Genomic DNA, 16,457 nt, shown 5'->3' on the forward strand with positions numbered 1-16,457 from the left:
CGGGCTTTTGTGCGATTTTCGTGCTACTTAAGCAACGAATTACGCCTGCTGGTTCATCAGCTCGTTGAAGGAAGTGGCTTTTTCAGTCACGTTCGCTTTAGCCAGAACGGCTTCAACAGCTTGCTCTTCCAGAGCGACGTTACGCATGTTGTCCATCAGTTCTTTGTTTTTGCTGTAGAACTCAACAACTTCTTTCGGATCTTCGTAAGCGGAAGCCATCTCTTCGATCAGGCCTTTAACACGCTCTTCGTCAGCTTTCAGCTCGTTGGTACGAATCACTTCGCCCAGCAGCAGGCCAACAACAACGCGGCGCTTAGCCTGTTCTTCGAACAGTTCACGCGGCAGTTCCAGAGCTTGTTTCTCGTTGCCGCCGAAACGCTGAGCAGCCTGACGACGCAGAACGTCGATTTCGCTGTCGATCAGTGCAGCAGGAACGTCGATGTCATTCGCTTTTACCAGACCTTCGATAGCCTGAGATTTAACACGGTTACGAACAGCGCCTTTCAGCTCGCGCTCCATGTTTTTACGTACTTCAGCACGCAGACCTTCTACGGAACCATCTTCAACGCCGAAACGTTTGATGAATTCTGCAGTCAGTTCCGGCAGCTCACGCTCTTCAACTTTTTTCAGGTTGATAACGAATTTAGCCGCTTTACCTTTCAGGTTTTCAGCGTGGTATTCTTCCGGGAAGGTCACGTCGATGGTGAATTCTTCGCCCGCTTTGTGACCTTTGATACCGTCTTCAAAGCCCGGGATCATACGACCCTGACCCATCGCCAGTACGAAGTCAGTCGCTTTGCCGCCTTCGAACTCTTCACCGTCTACAGAACCGGTGAAATCGACAGTGACACGGTCTTCTGCATCAACAGCGCCGTCTTTATCTTTCCAGGTCGCCTGCTGCTTACGCAGAGTATCCAGCATCACGTCAACGTCAGCGTCAGTCACTTCAACAACCGGTTTTTCAACTTCGATTGCATCCAGACCCGTCAACTCAACTTCCGGATAAACTTCAAATTCTACCGCGTAGGTGAAGTCTTCACCCAGCTTGTATTCGCCCGGAACATAGTTCGGAGCACCCGCCGGGTTGATTTTTTCTTTGATGATCGCGTCAACGAAGTGACGGCTCATCAGGTCACCCAGAACGTCCTGGCGAACAGAAGCGCCATAACGCTGAGCAACAACATTCATCGGTACTTTGCCCTTACGGAAGCCGTCAATACGTACTTTCTTCGCTACGTTGACCAGCTCGCTTTTCACAGCGGTCTCGATGCTGTCAGCAGCGATTGTAATCGTTACACGGCGGCCAAGGCCTTGAGTGGTTTCAACTGAAACTTGCATCTTGTTACCTCAAAAAATCACAGTGCTCGGTCAACTCTACTCCGCAAGCACAGGTTGTTGGCTTCGCGGAACTGGGATGTTCTCTTAATCAATCACATTCCCTGTCGTCAGAATCATCCCGAAGACATTCCGAAAAATAAGACGCCGCATTATAGCGGCATCACTTTTATGAGTCGAGAACGGTTATCGCGCGTTGCTGCGGCTTTTTTCACAATTCCCGGCTAATTTTTGTCTGAATACTGCACTACCCGTTCAAAATTCAGATAAAACAAAACGGCCCGCAGGCCGTTTTCACATAATCTGTAGCAACATACTGGAAAAGCGTCAGTTGTTGCAAATGCGTTTTTCTACGCGATGCTTCCTGCTCCACGACAAGGAGGCGATGCGAAGATCGTATCCTGCAACCCTTCCCACTCCTTAATGGTGTAGGTATGCAGCGCCAGCGCATGTACGGTTGTGGAGAGTTCCGCCGTTAACGTACTGTAAATCATCCGATGACGATTAAGAAAACGTTCGCCAGTGAAGCGATCGCTGACCAGCACAACTTTAAAATGGCTTTCAGAGCCTGCCGGAACATTGTGACGATAGCTTTCATCCACAACTTCAAGGAACACGGGTTGGAACGTTGTCCTTAATTTTTCTTCTATTTGCTCACGTATCATCATGAAATATCTCCTCCGACAACGCTGAGATGTCACCCATCCCTTTAAATACTAGCCGCTTTTACCGCTTCCATTACACTCTTACAACAAAAATTTAGCGTTCGTCTGATTTTCTCATTCAAACGTATGAAGTGTACTGACTTATCCGCCCATTTGGTGGCCAAAAACCGGGGTTTTGTGCCTTGAGGGTCAGAAAAGCGACAACACAATGAATTTACATGCGTTGAACACTTCCCCTCGCCGTTGGCAATGTTATGATGGCGAGAATTTTTTCTATCACACTTATAAGAGTCACTGAGAGTTCGAACATGTTAAAAAAAATCCTCTTTCCGTTAGTTGCTCTGGTTATGCTGGCAGGATGCGCAACACCGCCAACAACGATTGATGTCTCTCCCAAAATTTCCCTGCCGCAGCAGGACCCAAGTCTGATGGGGGTGACTGTCAGCATTAACGGCGCCGATCAGCGTCCGGATCAGGCGCTGGCGAAAGTGACCCGCGACAACCAGATGGTGACGCTGACCGCGTCTCGCGATCTGCGTTTCTTGCTGCAAGAAGTGCTGGAAAAACAGATGACCGCGCGCGGTTACATGGTAGGACCGAACGGCCCGGTGAACCTGCAAATTATTGTTAGCCAGCTGTATGCCGATGTGTCTCAGGGCAGCGTCCGCTATAACATCGCGACCAAAGCTGACATCGCTATCATCGCGACCGCGGCAAACGGCAACAAGATGACCAAGAATTACCGCGCAAGCTATTCTGTTGAAGGCGCGCTGCAGGCCTCTAACAAAAATATTGCTGATGCCGTTAACAGCGTCCTGACCGACACCATCGCTGATATGTCTCAGGACACCAGCGTTCACGATTTCATTAAGCAGAACGCACGTTAATTTCTGCCCTCAGGCCCGGCGTACGTCGGGCCCGTAGAAGCCCATGCCCAGTCACTATTTACGTATATTTCAGCAACCGCGCTCCGCTATCCTGTTGATTCTGGGGTTCGCTTCCGGTTTACCTCTCGCACTGACGTCAGGCACACTTCAGGCCTGGATGACCGTTGAGAACATAGACCTTAAAACCATTGGTTTCTTTTCCTTAGTGGGACAGGCCTACGTTTTTAAGTTTCTCTGGTCGCCCATCATGGACCGCTACACGCCACCTTTTTTAGGTCGTCGTCGCGGCTGGCTGCTCACCACACAGTTATTGTTGCTGATTTCAATTGCGGCAATGGGTTTCCTGGAACCTGGAACACAATTGCGCTGGATGGCTGCACTGGCGGTGGTTATCGCCTTCTGCTCGGCGTCGCAGGATATTGTTTTTGATGCCTGGAAGACCGATGTGTTGCCCGCCGAGGAGCGTGGGACGGGTGCGGCGATCAGCGTGTTAGGCTATCGCCTTGGCATGTTGGTTTCCGGTGGGCTGGCCCTCTGGATGGCAGACCGCTGGCTCGGCTGGCAAGGAATGTACTGGCTGATGGCGGTCTTACTGATCCCCTGCATTATTGCCACATTGCTCGCCCCCGAACCCACCGATAGCATCCCGGTGCCCAAAACACTGGAACAGGCGGTCGCTGCACCCTTGCGTGATTTTTTTGGGCGTAATAACGCCTGGCTGATTTTGCTGCTTATCGTGCTCTATAAGCTGGGCGACGCCTTCGCCATGAGCCTGACCACCACCTTTTTGATTCGCGGCGTCGGATTTGACGCCGGTGAAGTTGGCGTGGTGAATAAAACGCTGGGATTGCTGGCCACCATTGTGGGTGCGCTGTACGGCGGAGTTTTGATGCAGCGTCTGTCGCTGTTTCGCGCGTTATTGATCTTCGGCATGCTGCAGGGTGCTTCAAACGCCGGATATTGGTTACTGTCTGTCACCGACAAGCACATGTTCAGCATGGGCGCGGCGGTGTTTTTCGAAAACCTGTGCGGCGGTATGGGAACAGCGGCATTTGTCGCGCTGCTCATGACCTTATGCAACAAATCATTTTCCGCTACCCAATTTGCACTGCTCTCAGCGCTCTCTGCGGTAGGGCGCGTTTATGTTGGTCCCGTCGCGGGCTGGTTTGTCGAGGCCCACGGCTGGCCAACGTTCTATCTTTTTTCCGTCGCTGCCGCCGTTCCAGGGCTGCTGCTGCTGCTGGTTTGTCGTCAAACGCTGGAGCACAGTTGGGAAAGCGAAAGCTTTATTCCGCGAACGGAATATCGCAGAGCCTACAGTCTGGCCTTGCTCACTCTGACAACAGGCTGTTGCCTGGTGGCTGTGTGGCTGCTGTTGCTGACAATGAATGCCGTAAATTACACCAACTTCTCGTTCCTGCCTGCGATGCTGGAAACGGGCGTTGTGGTCGCCGTGTGCGGCATTGTGTTCGGCGGATTGCTCGATTATCTGGCGCTTCGGAAAACACGCTTGCTGTAAAGAAACTATTATTTGCCGTTGTAATAACATGCCGTAATTATAACGGTCAAATAAACACCACTTGATAAAAATTATATTTGTTTTTTTGTGCTCAATAGAAATTGGAAATTATTGACAATTTCACCGCTCCCTATTTTCCTTACACGATTCAGCCAGTGAGTATTTAATTTCCCGTTTTTTAATTGTCCGTTTATTGATAATGGATTGTTAATTAATTGTTTTATTTTCACATTGGTTATACCAATTGCCCTCCCTGGCTCAGTGGAACGCCCACTTTCGTTATAACGTCATGTCGCAACAGGTTCTTAAAGTCAATTCAACACACCTTGCAACATATGTGACATGTACGGCAGAACCCAGTAACACAGATCCAATCATGTTTACAGTAATGTAACCTTCCCGTAAAATGCCCACACACTTTAAACGCCACCAGGTCCCGTGGAATTGAGGTCGTTAAATGAGACTCAGGAAATACAATAAAAGTTTGGGATGGTTGTCATTAATTGCAGGCGCTACATTACTTAGTGGCTGTAATTCTGCGCTGCTTGACCCCAAAGGACAGATAGGACTGGAACAACGTTCACTGATACTGACGGCATTTGGCCTGATGTTGATTGTCGTTATTCCCGCTATCTTGATGGCTGTTGGTTTCGCCTGGAAGTATCGTGCGAGCAATAAAGATGCGAAGTACAGCCCGAACTGGTCACACTCCAATAAAGTGGAAGCTGTGGTCTGGACGGTGCCTATCTTAATCATCATCTTCCTTGCCGTACTTACCTGGAAAACCACTCACGCACTTGAGCCAAGCAAACCGCTGGCGCATGACGAGAAGCCCATTACCATCGAAGTGGTTTCCATGGACTGGAAATGGTTCTTCATCTATCCGGAACAGGGCATTGCAACCGTAAATGAGATCGCCTTCCCGGCGAACACACCGGTTGAGTTCAAAGTGACCTCCAATTCCGTGATGAACTCCTTCTTTATCCCGCGTCTGGGTAGCCAGATCTATGCCATGGCCGGTATGCAAACGCGTTTGCATCTGATCGCCAACGAAGTCGGTACCTATGATGGTATTTCCGCAAGTTACAGCGGACCCGGTTTCTCCGGCATGAAGTTCAAAGCTATTGCCACACCGGATCGCGCCGCATTCGACCAGTGGGTTGCTAAAGCGAAACAGTCTTCGAACACCATGAATGATATGGCGGCGTTCGAAAAAGTGGCTGCACCAAGCGAATACAACCAGGTGGAATATTTCTCCGCCGTGAAACCGGATTTGTTTAAAGACGTTATTAACAAATTCATGGCTCACGGTAAGAGCATGGACATGGCCCACCCTTCAGCCGAGCATAGCTCACATGAAGGAATGGAAGGCATGGACATGAGCCACGCGGAAGCCGCCCATTCAGGGGGTTGAGGAAGAAAACGATGTTAGGAAAATTAACACTGGATGCAGTCCCGTTCCATGAACCTATCGTCATGGTTACGATCGCTGCCATTATCATCGGTGGTGCGGCCTTACTGGGCCTAATCACTTACTTCGGTAAGTGGACCTACCTGTGGAAAGAGTGGCTCACCTCGGTTGACCACAAACGCCTTGGCATCATGTATGTCATCGTCGCTATCGTCATGCTGCTGCGTGGCTTTGCGGATGCCGTCATGATGCGTAGTCAGCAGGCGCTGGCCTCGGCCGGGGAAGCAGGCTTCCTGCCGCCTCACCACTATGACCAGATCTTCACGGCCCACGGCGTGATCATGATCTTCTTCGTGGCAATGCCATTTGTTATCGGTCTGATGAACCTGGTGGTTCCTCTGCAGATCGGCGCACGTGACGTTGCCTTCCCGTTCCTGAACAACCTGAGCTTCTGGTTCACCGTTGTCGGTGTGATTCTGGTCAACATTTCTCTTGGCGTTGGTGAGTTTGCACAGACCGGTTGGCTGGCGTATCCGCCGCTTTCGGGAATAGAGTACAGTCCAAGTGTCGGGGTAGATTACTGGATCTGGAGTCTCCAGCTCTCCGGTATCGGTACGACGCTGACCGGTATCAACTTCTTCGTGACGATTCTGAAGATGCGTGCGCCGGGCATGACCATGTTCAAGATGCCGGTATTTACCTGGGCATCGCTGTGTGCGAACGTGCTGATCATCGCCTCGTTCCCGATTCTGACGGTAACCATCGCGCTGCTGACCCTCGATCGCTATCTGGGCACCCATTTCTTTACCAACGATATGGGCGGCAACATGATGATGTACATCAACCTGATTTGGGCCTGGGGCCATCCGGAAGTGTACATTCTGATTCTGCCGGTATTTGGGGTGTTCTCCGAAGTCGCAGCAACCTTCTCGCGTAAACGCCTGTTTGGTTACACCTCACTGGTGTGGGCAACCGTGTGTATTACCGTGCTGTCGTTCATCGTCTGGCTGCACCACTTCTTCACCATGGGTGCGGGTGCAAACGTAAACGCCTTCTTCGGTATCACCACGATGATTATCGCCATCCCGACCGGGGTGAAGATTTTCAACTGGCTGTTCACCATGTACCAGGGACGTATCGTGTTCCACTCCGCAATGCTGTGGACCATCGGTTTTATCGTCACCTTCTCTGTGGGTGGTATGACGGGTGTTCTGCTGGCGGTTCCGGGTGCGGACTTCGTTCTACATAACAGCCTGTTCCTGATTGCCCACTTCCACAACGTTATCATCGGTGGCGTGGTCTTCGGTTGCTTCGCGGGTATGACTTACTGGTGGCCAAAAGCGTTTGGCTACACGCTGAACGAAACCTGGGGTAAACGCGCCTTCTGGTGCTGGATCATCGGCTTCTTCGTGGCATTTATGCCGCTGTACGTGCTGGGCTTTATGGGGATGACCCGTCGCCTCAGCCAACAGATTGATCCGCAGTTCCACGCCATGCTGATGATTGCCGCTTGTGGTGCCGCGCTGATTGCGCTGGGTATCCTGTGTCTGGTGATTCAGATCTACGTGTCTATTCGCGACCGCGACCAGAACCGTGACCTGACAGGCGATCCGTGGGGCGGCCGTACGCTGGAGTGGGCAACCTCTTCCCCGCCTCCGTTCTATAACTTTGCCGTTGTGCCGCACGTACACGAACGTGATGCCTTCTGGGAAATGAAAGAAAAAGGCGAAGCGTACAAACAGCCTGCGCACTATGAAGAAATTCATATGCCGAAAAACAGCGGTGCGGGCATTGTGATTGCCGCCTTCGCAACACTCTTCGGTTTCGCCATGATCTGGCATATCTGGTGGCTGGCGATTGCAAGCTTCGCAGGCATGATCATCAGCTGGATTGTGAAAAGCTTTGATGAAGACGTGGACTACTACGTACCCGTCCCGGAAGTCGAAAAACTGGAAAATCAGCATTTCGCTGAGATTTCTAAGGCAGGGCTGAAAAATGGCAACTGATACTTTAACGCACGCGACTGCCCACGCGCACGAACACGGGCACCACGATGCAGGCCAGACCAAAATCTTCGGATTTTGGATCTACCTGATGAGCGACTGCATTCTGTTCTCGATTCTGTTTGCAACCTATGCCGTTCTGGTGAACGGCACTGCAGGTGGCCCAACAGGGAAGGACATTTTTGAACTGCCGTTCGTTCTGGTAGAAACGTTCCTGCTGTTGTTCAGCTCCATCACCTACGGCATGGCGGCGATCGCCATGTACAAGAACAACAAGAGCCAGGTCATCTCCTGGCTGATGCTGACCTGGCTGTTTGGCGCAGGCTTCATCGGGATGGAAATCTATGAATTCCATCACCTGGTTGTTGAAGGTATGGGTCCGGATCGCAGCGGCTTCCTGTCTGCGTTCTTCGCGCTGGTTGGTACGCACGGTCTGCACGTCACTTCCGGTCTTATCTGGATGGCGGTGCTGATGGTGCAAATCGCCCGTCGCGGCCTGACCAGCACTAACCGTACCCGCATCATGTGCCTGAGCCTGTTCTGGCACTTCCTGGATGTGGTGTGGATCTGTGTGTTCACTGTTGTTTATCTGATGGGGGCGATGTAATGAGTCATTCTACCGAACATAGCGGCGCGTCCCATGGCAGCGTAAAAACCTACATGACAGGGTTTATCCTGTCGATCATCCTGACGGTCATTCCGTTCTGGATGGTAATGACGGGTTCTGCCTCTCCAGCCGTAATTCTGGGGACGATTCTTGCGATGGCAGTGGTACAGATTCTGGTGCATCTGGTGTGCTTCCTGCACATGAACACCAAATCTGATGAAGGCTGGAACATGACGGCTTTCGTCTTTACCGTGTTGATCATCGCCATCCTGGTTGTGGGTTCCATCTGGATTATGTGGAACCTGAACTACAACATGATGATGCACTAAGAGCGGCGAGTATGATGTTTAAGCAATACCTGCAAGTAACGAAACCAGGCATCATCTTTGGCAACCTGATCTCGGTGATTGGGGGGTTCCTGCTGGCCTCAAAAGGCAGCATTGATTACCCCCTGTTTATCTACACGCTGATCGGTGTGTCTCTGGTTGTGGCGTCGGGTTGTGTATTTAACAACTACATCGACAGGGATATCGACAGGAAGATGGAAAGGACCAAGAATCGGGTGCTGGTAAAAGGCCTGATCTCTCCTAACGTCTCGCTGGTGTACGCCACCCTGCTGGGTATTGCTGGCTTCATGCTGTTGTGGTTTGGCGCTAACCCTCTGGCCTGCTGGCTGGGGGTAATGGGCTTCGTGGTGTATGTTGGCGTCTATAGCCTGTACATGAAACGCCACTCCGTTTACGGCACGCTGATTGGCTCTCTTTCCGGCGCTGCGCCGCCGGTGATTGGCTACTGCGCCGTAACGGGCGAGTTCGATAGCGGTGCATTGATTCTGCTGGCGATCTTTAGCCTGTGGCAAATGCCGCACTCGTATGCCATCGCGATTTTCCGCTTTAAGGATTATCAGGCGGCCAATATCCCGGTCCTGCCGGTGGTCAAAGGCATTTCGGTCGCGAAAAACCACATCACGCTGTACATCGTAGCGTTCGCTATCGCTACCCTGATGCTAACCCTCGGCGGCTACGCAGGTTACAAATACCTGATCGTCGCAGCGGCGGTCAGCGTCTGGTGGCTCGGCATGGCGCTGCGCGGTTACAAAGTGGAAGATGATAAGGTCTGGGCGCGTAAGCTGTTCGGCTTCTCCATCATCGCCATTACCGCGCTCTCCGTGATGATGTCCGTTGACTTTATGGTGCCGAATTCACAAAACCTGCTGACTTACGCCTGGTAAGTCAAACATCGCTTAAAAAGGGCGCTCCGGCGCCCTTTTTTATTCACATCACAAATTAGTTAGGTACGTAATATTTTCTCATTAACCGCGTATTTACCCCACCGACATACCGCTTTACACTAGTCGCGAATTGTATACAGAGGTGGGAATGAACGATTACAAAATGACGCCAGGCGAGTTGCGCGCCACCTGGGGTTTAGGGACCGTATTTTCATTGCGCATGCTCGGCATGTTTATGGTCCTGCCTGTTCTGACCACTTACGGTATGGCGCTACAAGGCGCCAGCGAAGCCTTGATTGGGATTGCCATCGGCATTTACGGGCTGGCGCAAGCCGTCTTTCAGATCCCCTTCGGATTGCTCTCTGACCGTATTGGTCGCAAGCCGCTTATTGTCGGCGGCCTGGCGGTGTTCGTCGCCGGTAGCGTAATCGCCGCCCTCTCCCACTCCATCTGGGGCATTATTCTTGGGCGCGCCTTGCAGGGGTCTGGTGCCATTGCAGCCGCCGTTATGGCGCTGTTATCGGATCTCACCCGCGAGCAAAATCGCACCAAAGCGATGGCATTTATCGGCGTCAGTTTTGGCATTACCTTCGCCATAGCGATGGTGCTAGGACCAATCATCACTCACGCACTGGGGCTAAATGCCCTGTTCTGGATGATCGCAATCCTGGCCACTCTGGGCATTATTCTGACTATCTGGGTGGTGCCAAACAGTACTAACCATGTGCTGAACCGCGAATCCGGGATGGTGAAAGGCAGCTTCAGCAAAGTACTGGCCGAACCCAAACTGCTCAAGCTTAACTTCGGCATTATGTGCCTGCACATCCTGTTGATGTCGACTTTCGTCGCCCTCCCCGGTCAGCTCACCGCCGCTGGTTTTCCCGCCGCCGAACACTGGAAGATTTACCTGGTCACCATGTTGATCTCTTTTGTTTCCGTGGTGCCCTTCATTATTTATGCGGAAGTAAAACGCAGGATGAAGCGGGTATTTCTGGGGTGCGTGGCGCTGATCCTGATAGCAGAAATTGTACTGTGGAGCGCAAACGTCCATTTTTGGGGACTGATTGCCGGGGTTCAGCTTTTCTTCCTCGCCTTCAACCTGATGGAAGCCCTCCTCCCCTCACTCATCAGCAAAGAGTCTCCTGCTGGTTACAAAGGGACCGCAATGGGCGTCTACTCCACCAGTCAGTTTCTCGGCGTGGCAATTGGCGGTTCGTTGGGGGGATGGGTCGATGGTATGTTTGACGGTCAGGCGGTGTTTCTGGCGGGAGCCATGCTGACAGTCGTGTGGCTGGCGGTTGCCAGCACCATGAAAGAACCGCCGTATGTCAGCAGCTTACGTGTCGAAATCCCACCAGATGTTGCCGCTGATGACGTCCTCAAACAGCGCCTGATGGCCAAAGACGGGGTGAGTGAAGTCCTGATTGTGGCGAGCGAACATTCCGCCTATGTGAAGATTGACAGCAAAATCACCAATCGCTTTGAGGTTGAGCAGGCAATCAAGCTGGGGTAAGAGAATAGTTTGCCGGATGGCGGCTACGCCTTATCCGGCCTACGAATCGACATCGCCCGTAGGCCCGGTAAGCGTCAGCGCCACCGGGCACTAGGTCGGATGACAACTTAATCGCGGAAGTTTTTAAACTGGAACGGTTGACCCAGATCACCGCCGCGTACCAGCGCCATCACGGACTGTAGATCGTCGCGGGCTTTCCCGGTCACACGAATCTCTTCACCCTGAATTTGCGCCTGCACTTTCAGCTTGCTGTCTTTAATCAGCTTGACGATTTTCTTCTGCACGGCACTTTCAATGCCTTGTTTCAGCTTTGCTTCCACAAACCAGGTTTTACCGCTGTGCACGAAGGTTTCCGGAACGTCCAGAGACGTCCCTTCAATGCCGCGTTTCAGCAACTTGGCACGTAAAATATCCAGCAACTGATTGACCTGAAAATCAGATTCGCTCAGGACTTTGATCGTCTTATTCGCCTCGTTCAGCTCAAAAGTGGCCTCAACGCCCCGAAAATCAAAGCGTGACTCAACTTCGCGGCTTGCATTATCGACGGCGTTACGCGCTTCCTGAAGATCAACTTCAGACACAATATCGAAAGATGGCATCTTTTCCTCTCCCTCTGTTTTTGATGCGAAGCATAATACCTGCAAAGTTCCTCGACAGACAGCGCTATACTATGTGGAAGAACACCCGGTGCTGTTGCGGGTGAGGAGGAAGAATGAAAATAACCGTATTGGGATGCGGAGCCTTAGGGCAGCTTTGGCTTACAGCGCTGTGCAAACATGGACATGAAGTACAAGGCTGGCTGCGAGTACCGCAACCTTATTGCAGCGTGAACCTGATCGAAACCGATGGTTCAATTTTTAATGAATCCCTGACGGCAAACGACCCCGATTTTCTCGCGAAAAGCGATCTGTTGCTGGTGACACTCAAAGCCTGGCAAGTCTCGGACGCCGTGAAAGGGCTTGCGGCACTTCTGCCGGTGACCACGCCGATTCTGTTGATTCACAATGGAATGGGGACCATTGAAGAACTGCAGAGCATTTCTCACCCCCTGCTGATGGGCACCACCACACAGGCAGCAAGGCGCGATGGCAACATCATTATCCACGTCGCCAACGGTACTACGCGGATTGGTCCTGCGCGTGAACAGGATGGTGATTACAGTTACCTCGCCGATCGCCTGCAAAACGTGTTGCCTGATGTTGCCTGGCATAACAATATTCGTGCTGAAATGTGGCGCAAACTGGCCGTGAACTGCGTGATAAATCCGCTCACCGCCCTGTGGAACTGCCCAAATGGCGAGCTACGACAGCACCCTGAGCAAATCATGCTGATCTGCCAGGAGGTCGCCGCCGTTATCGAACGTGAAGGGCACCATACCTCGGTGGATGATTTACGCTATTATGTTGAGCAAGTGATTGACAGTACGGCACAAAACATCTCATCCATGCTGCAGGATATTCGTGCTCTGCGCCACACCGAGATCGATTACATCACCGGCTATTTGTTAAAACGCGCCCGCGCGCATGGTATTGCCGTTGCGGAAAACGCCCGTCTGTTTGAAATGATAAAGCGAAAGGAGAGTGAGTATGAGCGCTCAAGCACTGGTATGTCTCGCCCCTGGTAGTGAAGAGACCGAAGCGGTCACCACTATCGATCTATTGGTTCGTGGTGGAATTCAGGTCACGACGGCGAGTGTAGCCAGCGACGGCTGCCTGACTATCGTCTGTTCGCGTGGCGTGAAACTGCTCGCAGATGCGCCTCTGGTGGAAGTGGCTGACGGTGATTTCGACATCATTGTGTTGCCGGGCGGTATTAAAGGCACCGAATGTTTTCGCGACAGCCCGTTGCTGGTTGAAACAGTCAAACAGTTCCATCGTTCCGGACGCATCGTCGCTGCAATCTGCGCGGCGGCGGCAACGGTACTGGTTCCGCACCATATCTTCCCTCTCGGCAATATGACAGGCTTTCCCGCGCTGAAAGATAAAATCCCGGCAGAGCAGTGGCAGGACAAACGGGTGGTATGGGACCCGCGAGTTAACCTGTTGACCAGTCAGGGACCAGGGACATCTATCGACTTTGGTCTGAAAATCATTGACCTGCTGGTCGGGCGTGAAAAGGCCCATCAGGTGGCGTCACAGCTAGTTATGGCAGCAGGCATTTATAACTACTACGAGTAATTTCAAGGCCATTGCAGCGGATGGCTTAATTTTGATAAAGGAATAACAAGATGAAGGGATGTCTGACCGGAGTGGCTTTATGGTTACTTTCTGGCTGCGCGATGGCAACGCAGTTAGACATTAAGAACCTTAACTTCAGCTATCCAGAGAGCACGGAAATTCAGTATCGTCTCCCCTGGTTCACCTCAGCGGATAATCCACAAGCCGCAAAACGGATCAACGATTTTATCTTCTCCCGTTTTCTGAACCAGTTGCCGGGTAACGATCCGCAAGCCACGTTGAATAAACTGGCGAAAGCGGGCATTGATGCCACCGCCAACCTGGACTATACCGTCGTCTATCGTGACGATAAGATACTGACATTAAACCTCTTTGTGGAAGGTTGCGGCGCCTATTGTGAGTCTTACAATGTGCCACTGAGCTTTGATTTAGCGAGTGGTGCGAATATCACCCTCGATGATCTGTTAACCCCGGCCACTATTGCCCAGTTAAATACCCGCGTCAGAAAAGATATTCGCTCCCAGATAGCCGCCTTTGTTGAACAGCATAAGTCCGAGTGGGCAAAGCAAATCAACGCAGAAAATGGGGAGGATTTTAATTACGAGGAGCTCTATGCCTCTTGCGCGACGTATGAGGGCGGGCTGTTCTATGTCGATAAATTCTCACTTCAGAAAGGCGATCTCGTCTTCATTAATGGACGTTGTAGCAACCATGCTAGCCGCGCAATGGATGAACTCGGTGATTTCACGACAAAAATCGCCGCCGCGACGCTACAAGACCAACTGACCCCCTACGGGAAGTCACTGATTTCTGGTCAGAGTGAAAAGCCCCTCTCCCCCGCGCCTTCGCTTAACGACAAGTTGGTCTACGGCACGTTGGGAAAAAGTATGCGCATCGTGATGAACATCGCCTGTGATGACACGTCTGCCAGCGGCGCCTATTTTTATGAAAAATACGGCTCACCTATCGAACTGATCGGTAAATGCGGCACGGAGAATCTTCAGCATTATGAGTTGAAAACTGCCGTCTCTGCCGAAGTCGAAGAGAAAATCACGCTGGATTTAAAAGATGGCATTTATCAGGGCGTTTGGGAATCGAACGGGAAAACGCTCCCCATTCGCTTTGAGTAACGTGGTCAGATTGCCGGATGAGGGTGTCAACGCCTTATCCGGTAGACAAAAATTGTAGGCCCGGTAAGCGTAGCGCCACCGGGCAACAAACGTACTACGGGCGATAGACCTTCACGTTCTCAAAGCCTTGCTCGCGCAGATACAGGGCCTGCAAACGGCTCATCACACCGCGTTCGCACCACAACAGCCAGGTTTTACTCTGGTCGAGATCGCCAAATTTGGTGCTCAGTTTGTAGAACGGTAGAGACACCACATCCACGCCTTCAACCTTCAGCGGTTTGTCATCCTGCTCATCCACAGAGCGAATATCCAGAATCACATCGTTGGGGCCAAAACCGCTAACGGTCTCAACTTCCACCACGTCTTGCTGGGTCTGCTGCGCAATGTCGCGAATATCGACATTGTTCGCTTCCTCAACCACTTTATCGAGGATGCTAAAGTCGAAGTTCTCTTCTTCCGCTTCAATCTTCGCCTTGATCGCTTTCACGGTCGGGCTTTTCGAAATCACACCGCAGTATTCCGGCATGGTCCGTGCAAAATCCTCAGTACCAATCTGGCGCGCCAGGTTGATGATGTGCTCTTTATCGTAAGAGATCAGCGGACGCAGGATCAGGGTATCGGAGACATTATCAATCAAACGCAGGTTGGTCAGTGTCTGGCTGGACACCTGGCCCAGCGCTTCGCCGGTCACCAGCGCCTGTACGCCATAACGTTCCGCCACTTTCGACGCCGCACGCACCATCATGCGTTTAAGTACCACGCCCATCTGGCCGTCATCCACTTTTTCGAGGATCTCGCCAACCACCGGTTCAAAGTTGATCGCGACAAAACGCACGCGGTGCGAACTGCCGAAGCGGTTCCACAGATAGTGAGCAACCTGACGCACGCCGATTTCATGCGCCGCACCGCCGAGGTTAAAGAAGCAATAATGCACGCGGCAGCCGCGACGCATCAGCATGTAGCTGGAAACGCCTGAGTCGAAACCGCCTGAAATCAGCGACAGAACATCTTCCTGCGTACCGATCGGGAAGCCGCCGATACCTTCATACCGACCTTTGATCAGCAGCAGACGATCGTCTTCTACCTCCAGATGTACCGTCACATCCGGGTGAGTCAGTTTCACACGCGCGGACTCAATGTGCTGATTCAAACCACCGCCGACATAACGTTCGACTTCAATAGAGCTGAATGGGTGTTTACCACGACGCTTGACGCGGACACAGAAGGTTTTTCCTTCCAGTTGGTCGCGATACTGGACCAGCGCCTTCTCGAAGATATCGTGCATGTCGGTGAACGGCACGTCTTCCACTTCAAGAATATGGTGGATACCCGGGATACGGGTCAGCGCGTCGCGAATCGCCAGACGCTGGTTCTCATCTTTGGCGCGAACCTCAATATTGTCCCAGTGGCGGACAACGGCGAGCGTCTCGTCATAGTGCTTTAAAACGTTACGAATGTTCCCGGTCAAAATTTTTATAAAGCGCAAACGCACAGATTGGCTTTTGATGGTGATTTCCGGGAACAATTTAATGATAAACTTCATGGCGGCAATGGTTCTTTGGCAAGTCTAAAGGACTTGTTATGGGAAAAATACAGCAGCCCACACCTGCGGCTGCATCCAGGCGCGCAAGTATACCACCATCGCGCGCCTCCTGTGCACATTGCGCGTTATTTGATAATTGCCCTGAGTCCGTTACCATGGTGGGGCTGAAAATATTGAGAGTCAGACATTCATTATGCCGAAGAAAAACGAGGCGCCCGCCAGCTTTGAAACAGCGCTGAGCGAGCTGGAACAGATTGTTACCCGTCTGGAAAGTGGCGACCTGCCGCTGGAAGAGGCGCTGAACGAATTCGAACGTGGCGTGCAACTGGCACGTCAGGGGCAGGATAAGCTGCAACAGGCGGAACAGCGTGTGCGGATCCTGCTGACTGATAATGAAGACGCCTCACCCACGCCTTTTACACCGGATAATGAGTAA

The 16,457-nt window shown here is 52.0% G+C and carries 16 protein-coding genes; 12 read left to right on the top strand and 4 right to left on the bottom strand.

The window, feature by feature from the left end:
- Window positions 1–39: 39 nt before the first annotated feature.
- On the bottom strand, window positions 40–1,338 hold the full coding sequence (tig, locus tag CJP72_RS00480) for a trigger factor (protein WP_162378945.1): 1,299 nt from the start codon (window positions 1,336–1,338) through the stop codon (window positions 40–42).
- A 347-nt stretch (window positions 1,339–1,685) separates the two neighbouring features.
- Entirely contained in the window at window positions 1,686–2,003 is a 318-nt protein-coding gene (gene bolA, locus CJP72_RS00485; protein ID WP_162378946.1) for a transcriptional regulator BolA, read from the bottom strand.
- A 305-nt stretch (window positions 2,004–2,308) separates the two neighbouring features.
- Here bolA and CJP72_RS00490 point away from each other — a divergent pair, with 305 nt between their 5' ends.
- From CJP72_RS00490 to CJP72_RS00525, 8 genes are all read left to right on the top strand, one after another.
- Window positions 2,309–2,887: a lipoprotein gene (locus CJP72_RS00490; protein ID WP_162378947.1), complete on the top strand. Its 579-nt coding sequence runs from the start codon at window positions 2,309–2,311 to the stop codon at window positions 2,885–2,887.
- Between the two features lie 43 nt (window positions 2,888–2,930).
- Window positions 2,931–4,406: a muropeptide MFS transporter AmpG gene (gene ampG, locus CJP72_RS00495; protein WP_162378948.1), complete on the top strand. Its 1,476-nt coding sequence runs from the start codon at window positions 2,931–2,933 to the stop codon at window positions 4,404–4,406.
- A 457-nt stretch (window positions 4,407–4,863) separates the two neighbouring features.
- Window positions 4,864–5,820, top strand: a complete 957-nt coding sequence (cyoA, locus tag CJP72_RS00500) for a cytochrome o ubiquinol oxidase subunit II (protein ID WP_162378949.1) — start codon at window positions 4,864–4,866, stop codon at window positions 5,818–5,820.
- 11 nt (window positions 5,821–5,831) lie between these two features.
- Window positions 5,832–7,823, top strand: a complete 1,992-nt coding sequence (cyoB, locus tag CJP72_RS00505; RefSeq protein WP_162378950.1) for a cytochrome o ubiquinol oxidase subunit I — start codon at window positions 5,832–5,834, stop codon at window positions 7,821–7,823.
- The gene (locus tag CJP72_RS00510) at window positions 7,813–8,427 is read left to right on the top strand and encodes a cytochrome o ubiquinol oxidase subunit III (protein WP_162378951.1); all 615 of its coding nucleotides are present in this window, start codon (window positions 7,813–7,815) and stop codon (window positions 8,425–8,427) included. The genes cyoB and CJP72_RS00510 overlap by 11 nt, the downstream gene beginning before the upstream one ends.
- Window positions 8,427–8,756: a cytochrome o ubiquinol oxidase subunit IV gene (locus CJP72_RS00515; RefSeq protein WP_162378952.1), complete on the top strand. Its 330-nt coding sequence runs from the start codon at window positions 8,427–8,429 to the stop codon at window positions 8,754–8,756. Before CJP72_RS00510 ends, CJP72_RS00515 begins: the two co-directional genes overlap by 1 nt.
- A gap of 11 nt (window positions 8,757–8,767) precedes the next feature.
- Window positions 8,768–9,658, top strand: a complete 891-nt coding sequence (gene cyoE / locus CJP72_RS00520) for a heme o synthase (protein WP_162378953.1) — start codon at window positions 8,768–8,770, stop codon at window positions 9,656–9,658.
- A gap of 148 nt (window positions 9,659–9,806) precedes the next feature.
- The gene (locus tag CJP72_RS00525) at window positions 9,807–11,171 is read left to right on the top strand and encodes an MFS transporter (RefSeq protein WP_162378954.1); all 1,365 of its coding nucleotides are present in this window, start codon (window positions 9,807–9,809) and stop codon (window positions 11,169–11,171) included.
- A gap of 107 nt (window positions 11,172–11,278) precedes the next feature.
- On the opposite strand, the gene CJP72_RS00530 is transcribed toward CJP72_RS00525, so the two are convergent.
- On the bottom strand, window positions 11,279–11,770 hold the full coding sequence (locus tag CJP72_RS00530; protein ID WP_162378955.1) for a YajQ family cyclic di-GMP-binding protein: 492 nt from the start codon (window positions 11,768–11,770) through the stop codon (window positions 11,279–11,281).
- A gap of 113 nt (window positions 11,771–11,883) precedes the next feature.
- Here CJP72_RS00530 and panE point away from each other — a divergent pair, with 113 nt between their 5' ends.
- From panE to CJP72_RS00545, 3 genes are read left to right on the top strand one after another with little or no spacing between them, the layout of a single operon-like run.
- Window positions 11,884–12,795 (top strand): 2-dehydropantoate 2-reductase, encoded by a 912-nt coding sequence (gene panE, locus CJP72_RS00535; protein ID WP_162378956.1) that lies wholly within the window; start codon window positions 11,884–11,886, stop codon window positions 12,793–12,795.
- Complete coding sequence (yajL, locus tag CJP72_RS00540) at window positions 12,758–13,348, top strand: protein deglycase YajL (RefSeq protein ID WP_162378957.1); 591 nt, start codon at window positions 12,758–12,760, stop codon at window positions 13,346–13,348. Before panE ends, yajL begins: the two co-directional genes overlap by 38 nt.
- Before the next feature lie 50 nt (window positions 13,349–13,398).
- On the top strand, window positions 13,399–14,478 hold the full coding sequence (locus CJP72_RS00545) for a DUF4163 domain-containing protein (protein ID WP_162378958.1): 1,080 nt from the start codon (window positions 13,399–13,401) through the stop codon (window positions 14,476–14,478).
- Window positions 14,479–14,572: 94 nt separating this feature from the next.
- On the opposite strand, the gene thiI is transcribed toward CJP72_RS00545, so the two are convergent.
- A complete protein-coding gene (thiI, locus tag CJP72_RS00550) occupies window positions 14,573–16,021 on the bottom strand; it encodes a tRNA uracil 4-sulfurtransferase ThiI (protein ID WP_162378959.1) in 1,449 nt (482 codons plus the stop codon).
- A gap of 193 nt (window positions 16,022–16,214) precedes the next feature.
- Between thiI and xseB the strand changes: the two genes are divergently transcribed.
- Window positions 16,215–16,457, top strand: coding sequence for an exodeoxyribonuclease VII small subunit (gene xseB / locus CJP72_RS00555; RefSeq protein ID WP_162378960.1), 243 nt, complete (start codon window positions 16,215–16,217; stop codon window positions 16,455–16,457).

The organism is Citrobacter sp. NCU1 (genome assembly GCF_010231475.1).
Lineage (GTDB): Bacteria > Pseudomonadota > Gammaproteobacteria > Enterobacterales > Enterobacteriaceae > Citrobacter_D.

Bases quoted from the DNA above. Each gene is read 5' to 3' on its own strand.
- tig (WP_162378945.1), bottom strand. From the start codon at position 1,338: ATGCAAGTTTCAGTTGAAACCACTCAAGGCCTTGGCCGCCGTGTAACG.
- bolA (WP_162378946.1), bottom strand. From the start codon at position 2,003: ATGATGATACGTGAGCAAATAGAAGAAAAATTAAGGACAACGTTCCAA.
- CJP72_RS00490 (WP_162378947.1), top strand. From the start codon at position 2,309: ATGTTAAAAAAAATCCTCTTTCCGTTAGTTGCTCTGGTTATGCTGGCA.
- ampG (WP_162378948.1), top strand. From the start codon at position 2,931: ATGCCCAGTCACTATTTACGTATATTTCAGCAACCGCGCTCCGCTATC.
- cyoA (WP_162378949.1), top strand. From the start codon at position 4,864: ATGAGACTCAGGAAATACAATAAAAGTTTGGGATGGTTGTCATTAATT.
- cyoB (WP_162378950.1), top strand. From the start codon at position 5,832: ATGTTAGGAAAATTAACACTGGATGCAGTCCCGTTCCATGAACCTATC.
- CJP72_RS00510 (WP_162378951.1), top strand. From the start codon at position 7,813: ATGGCAACTGATACTTTAACGCACGCGACTGCCCACGCGCACGAACAC.
- CJP72_RS00515 (WP_162378952.1), top strand. From the start codon at position 8,427: ATGAGTCATTCTACCGAACATAGCGGCGCGTCCCATGGCAGCGTAAAA.
- cyoE (WP_162378953.1), top strand. From the start codon at position 8,768: ATGATGTTTAAGCAATACCTGCAAGTAACGAAACCAGGCATCATCTTT.
- CJP72_RS00525 (WP_162378954.1), top strand. From the start codon at position 9,807: ATGAACGATTACAAAATGACGCCAGGCGAGTTGCGCGCCACCTGGGGT.
- CJP72_RS00530 (WP_162378955.1), bottom strand. From the start codon at position 11,770: ATGCCATCTTTCGATATTGTGTCTGAAGTTGATCTTCAGGAAGCGCGT.
- panE (WP_162378956.1), top strand. From the start codon at position 11,884: ATGAAAATAACCGTATTGGGATGCGGAGCCTTAGGGCAGCTTTGGCTT.
- yajL (WP_162378957.1), top strand. From the start codon at position 12,758: ATGAGCGCTCAAGCACTGGTATGTCTCGCCCCTGGTAGTGAAGAGACC.
- CJP72_RS00545 (WP_162378958.1), top strand. From the start codon at position 13,399: ATGAAGGGATGTCTGACCGGAGTGGCTTTATGGTTACTTTCTGGCTGC.
- thiI (WP_162378959.1), bottom strand. From the start codon at position 16,021: ATGAAGTTTATCATTAAATTGTTCCCGGAAATCACCATCAAAAGCCAA.
- xseB (WP_162378960.1), top strand. From the start codon at position 16,215: ATGCCGAAGAAAAACGAGGCGCCCGCCAGCTTTGAAACAGCGCTGAGC.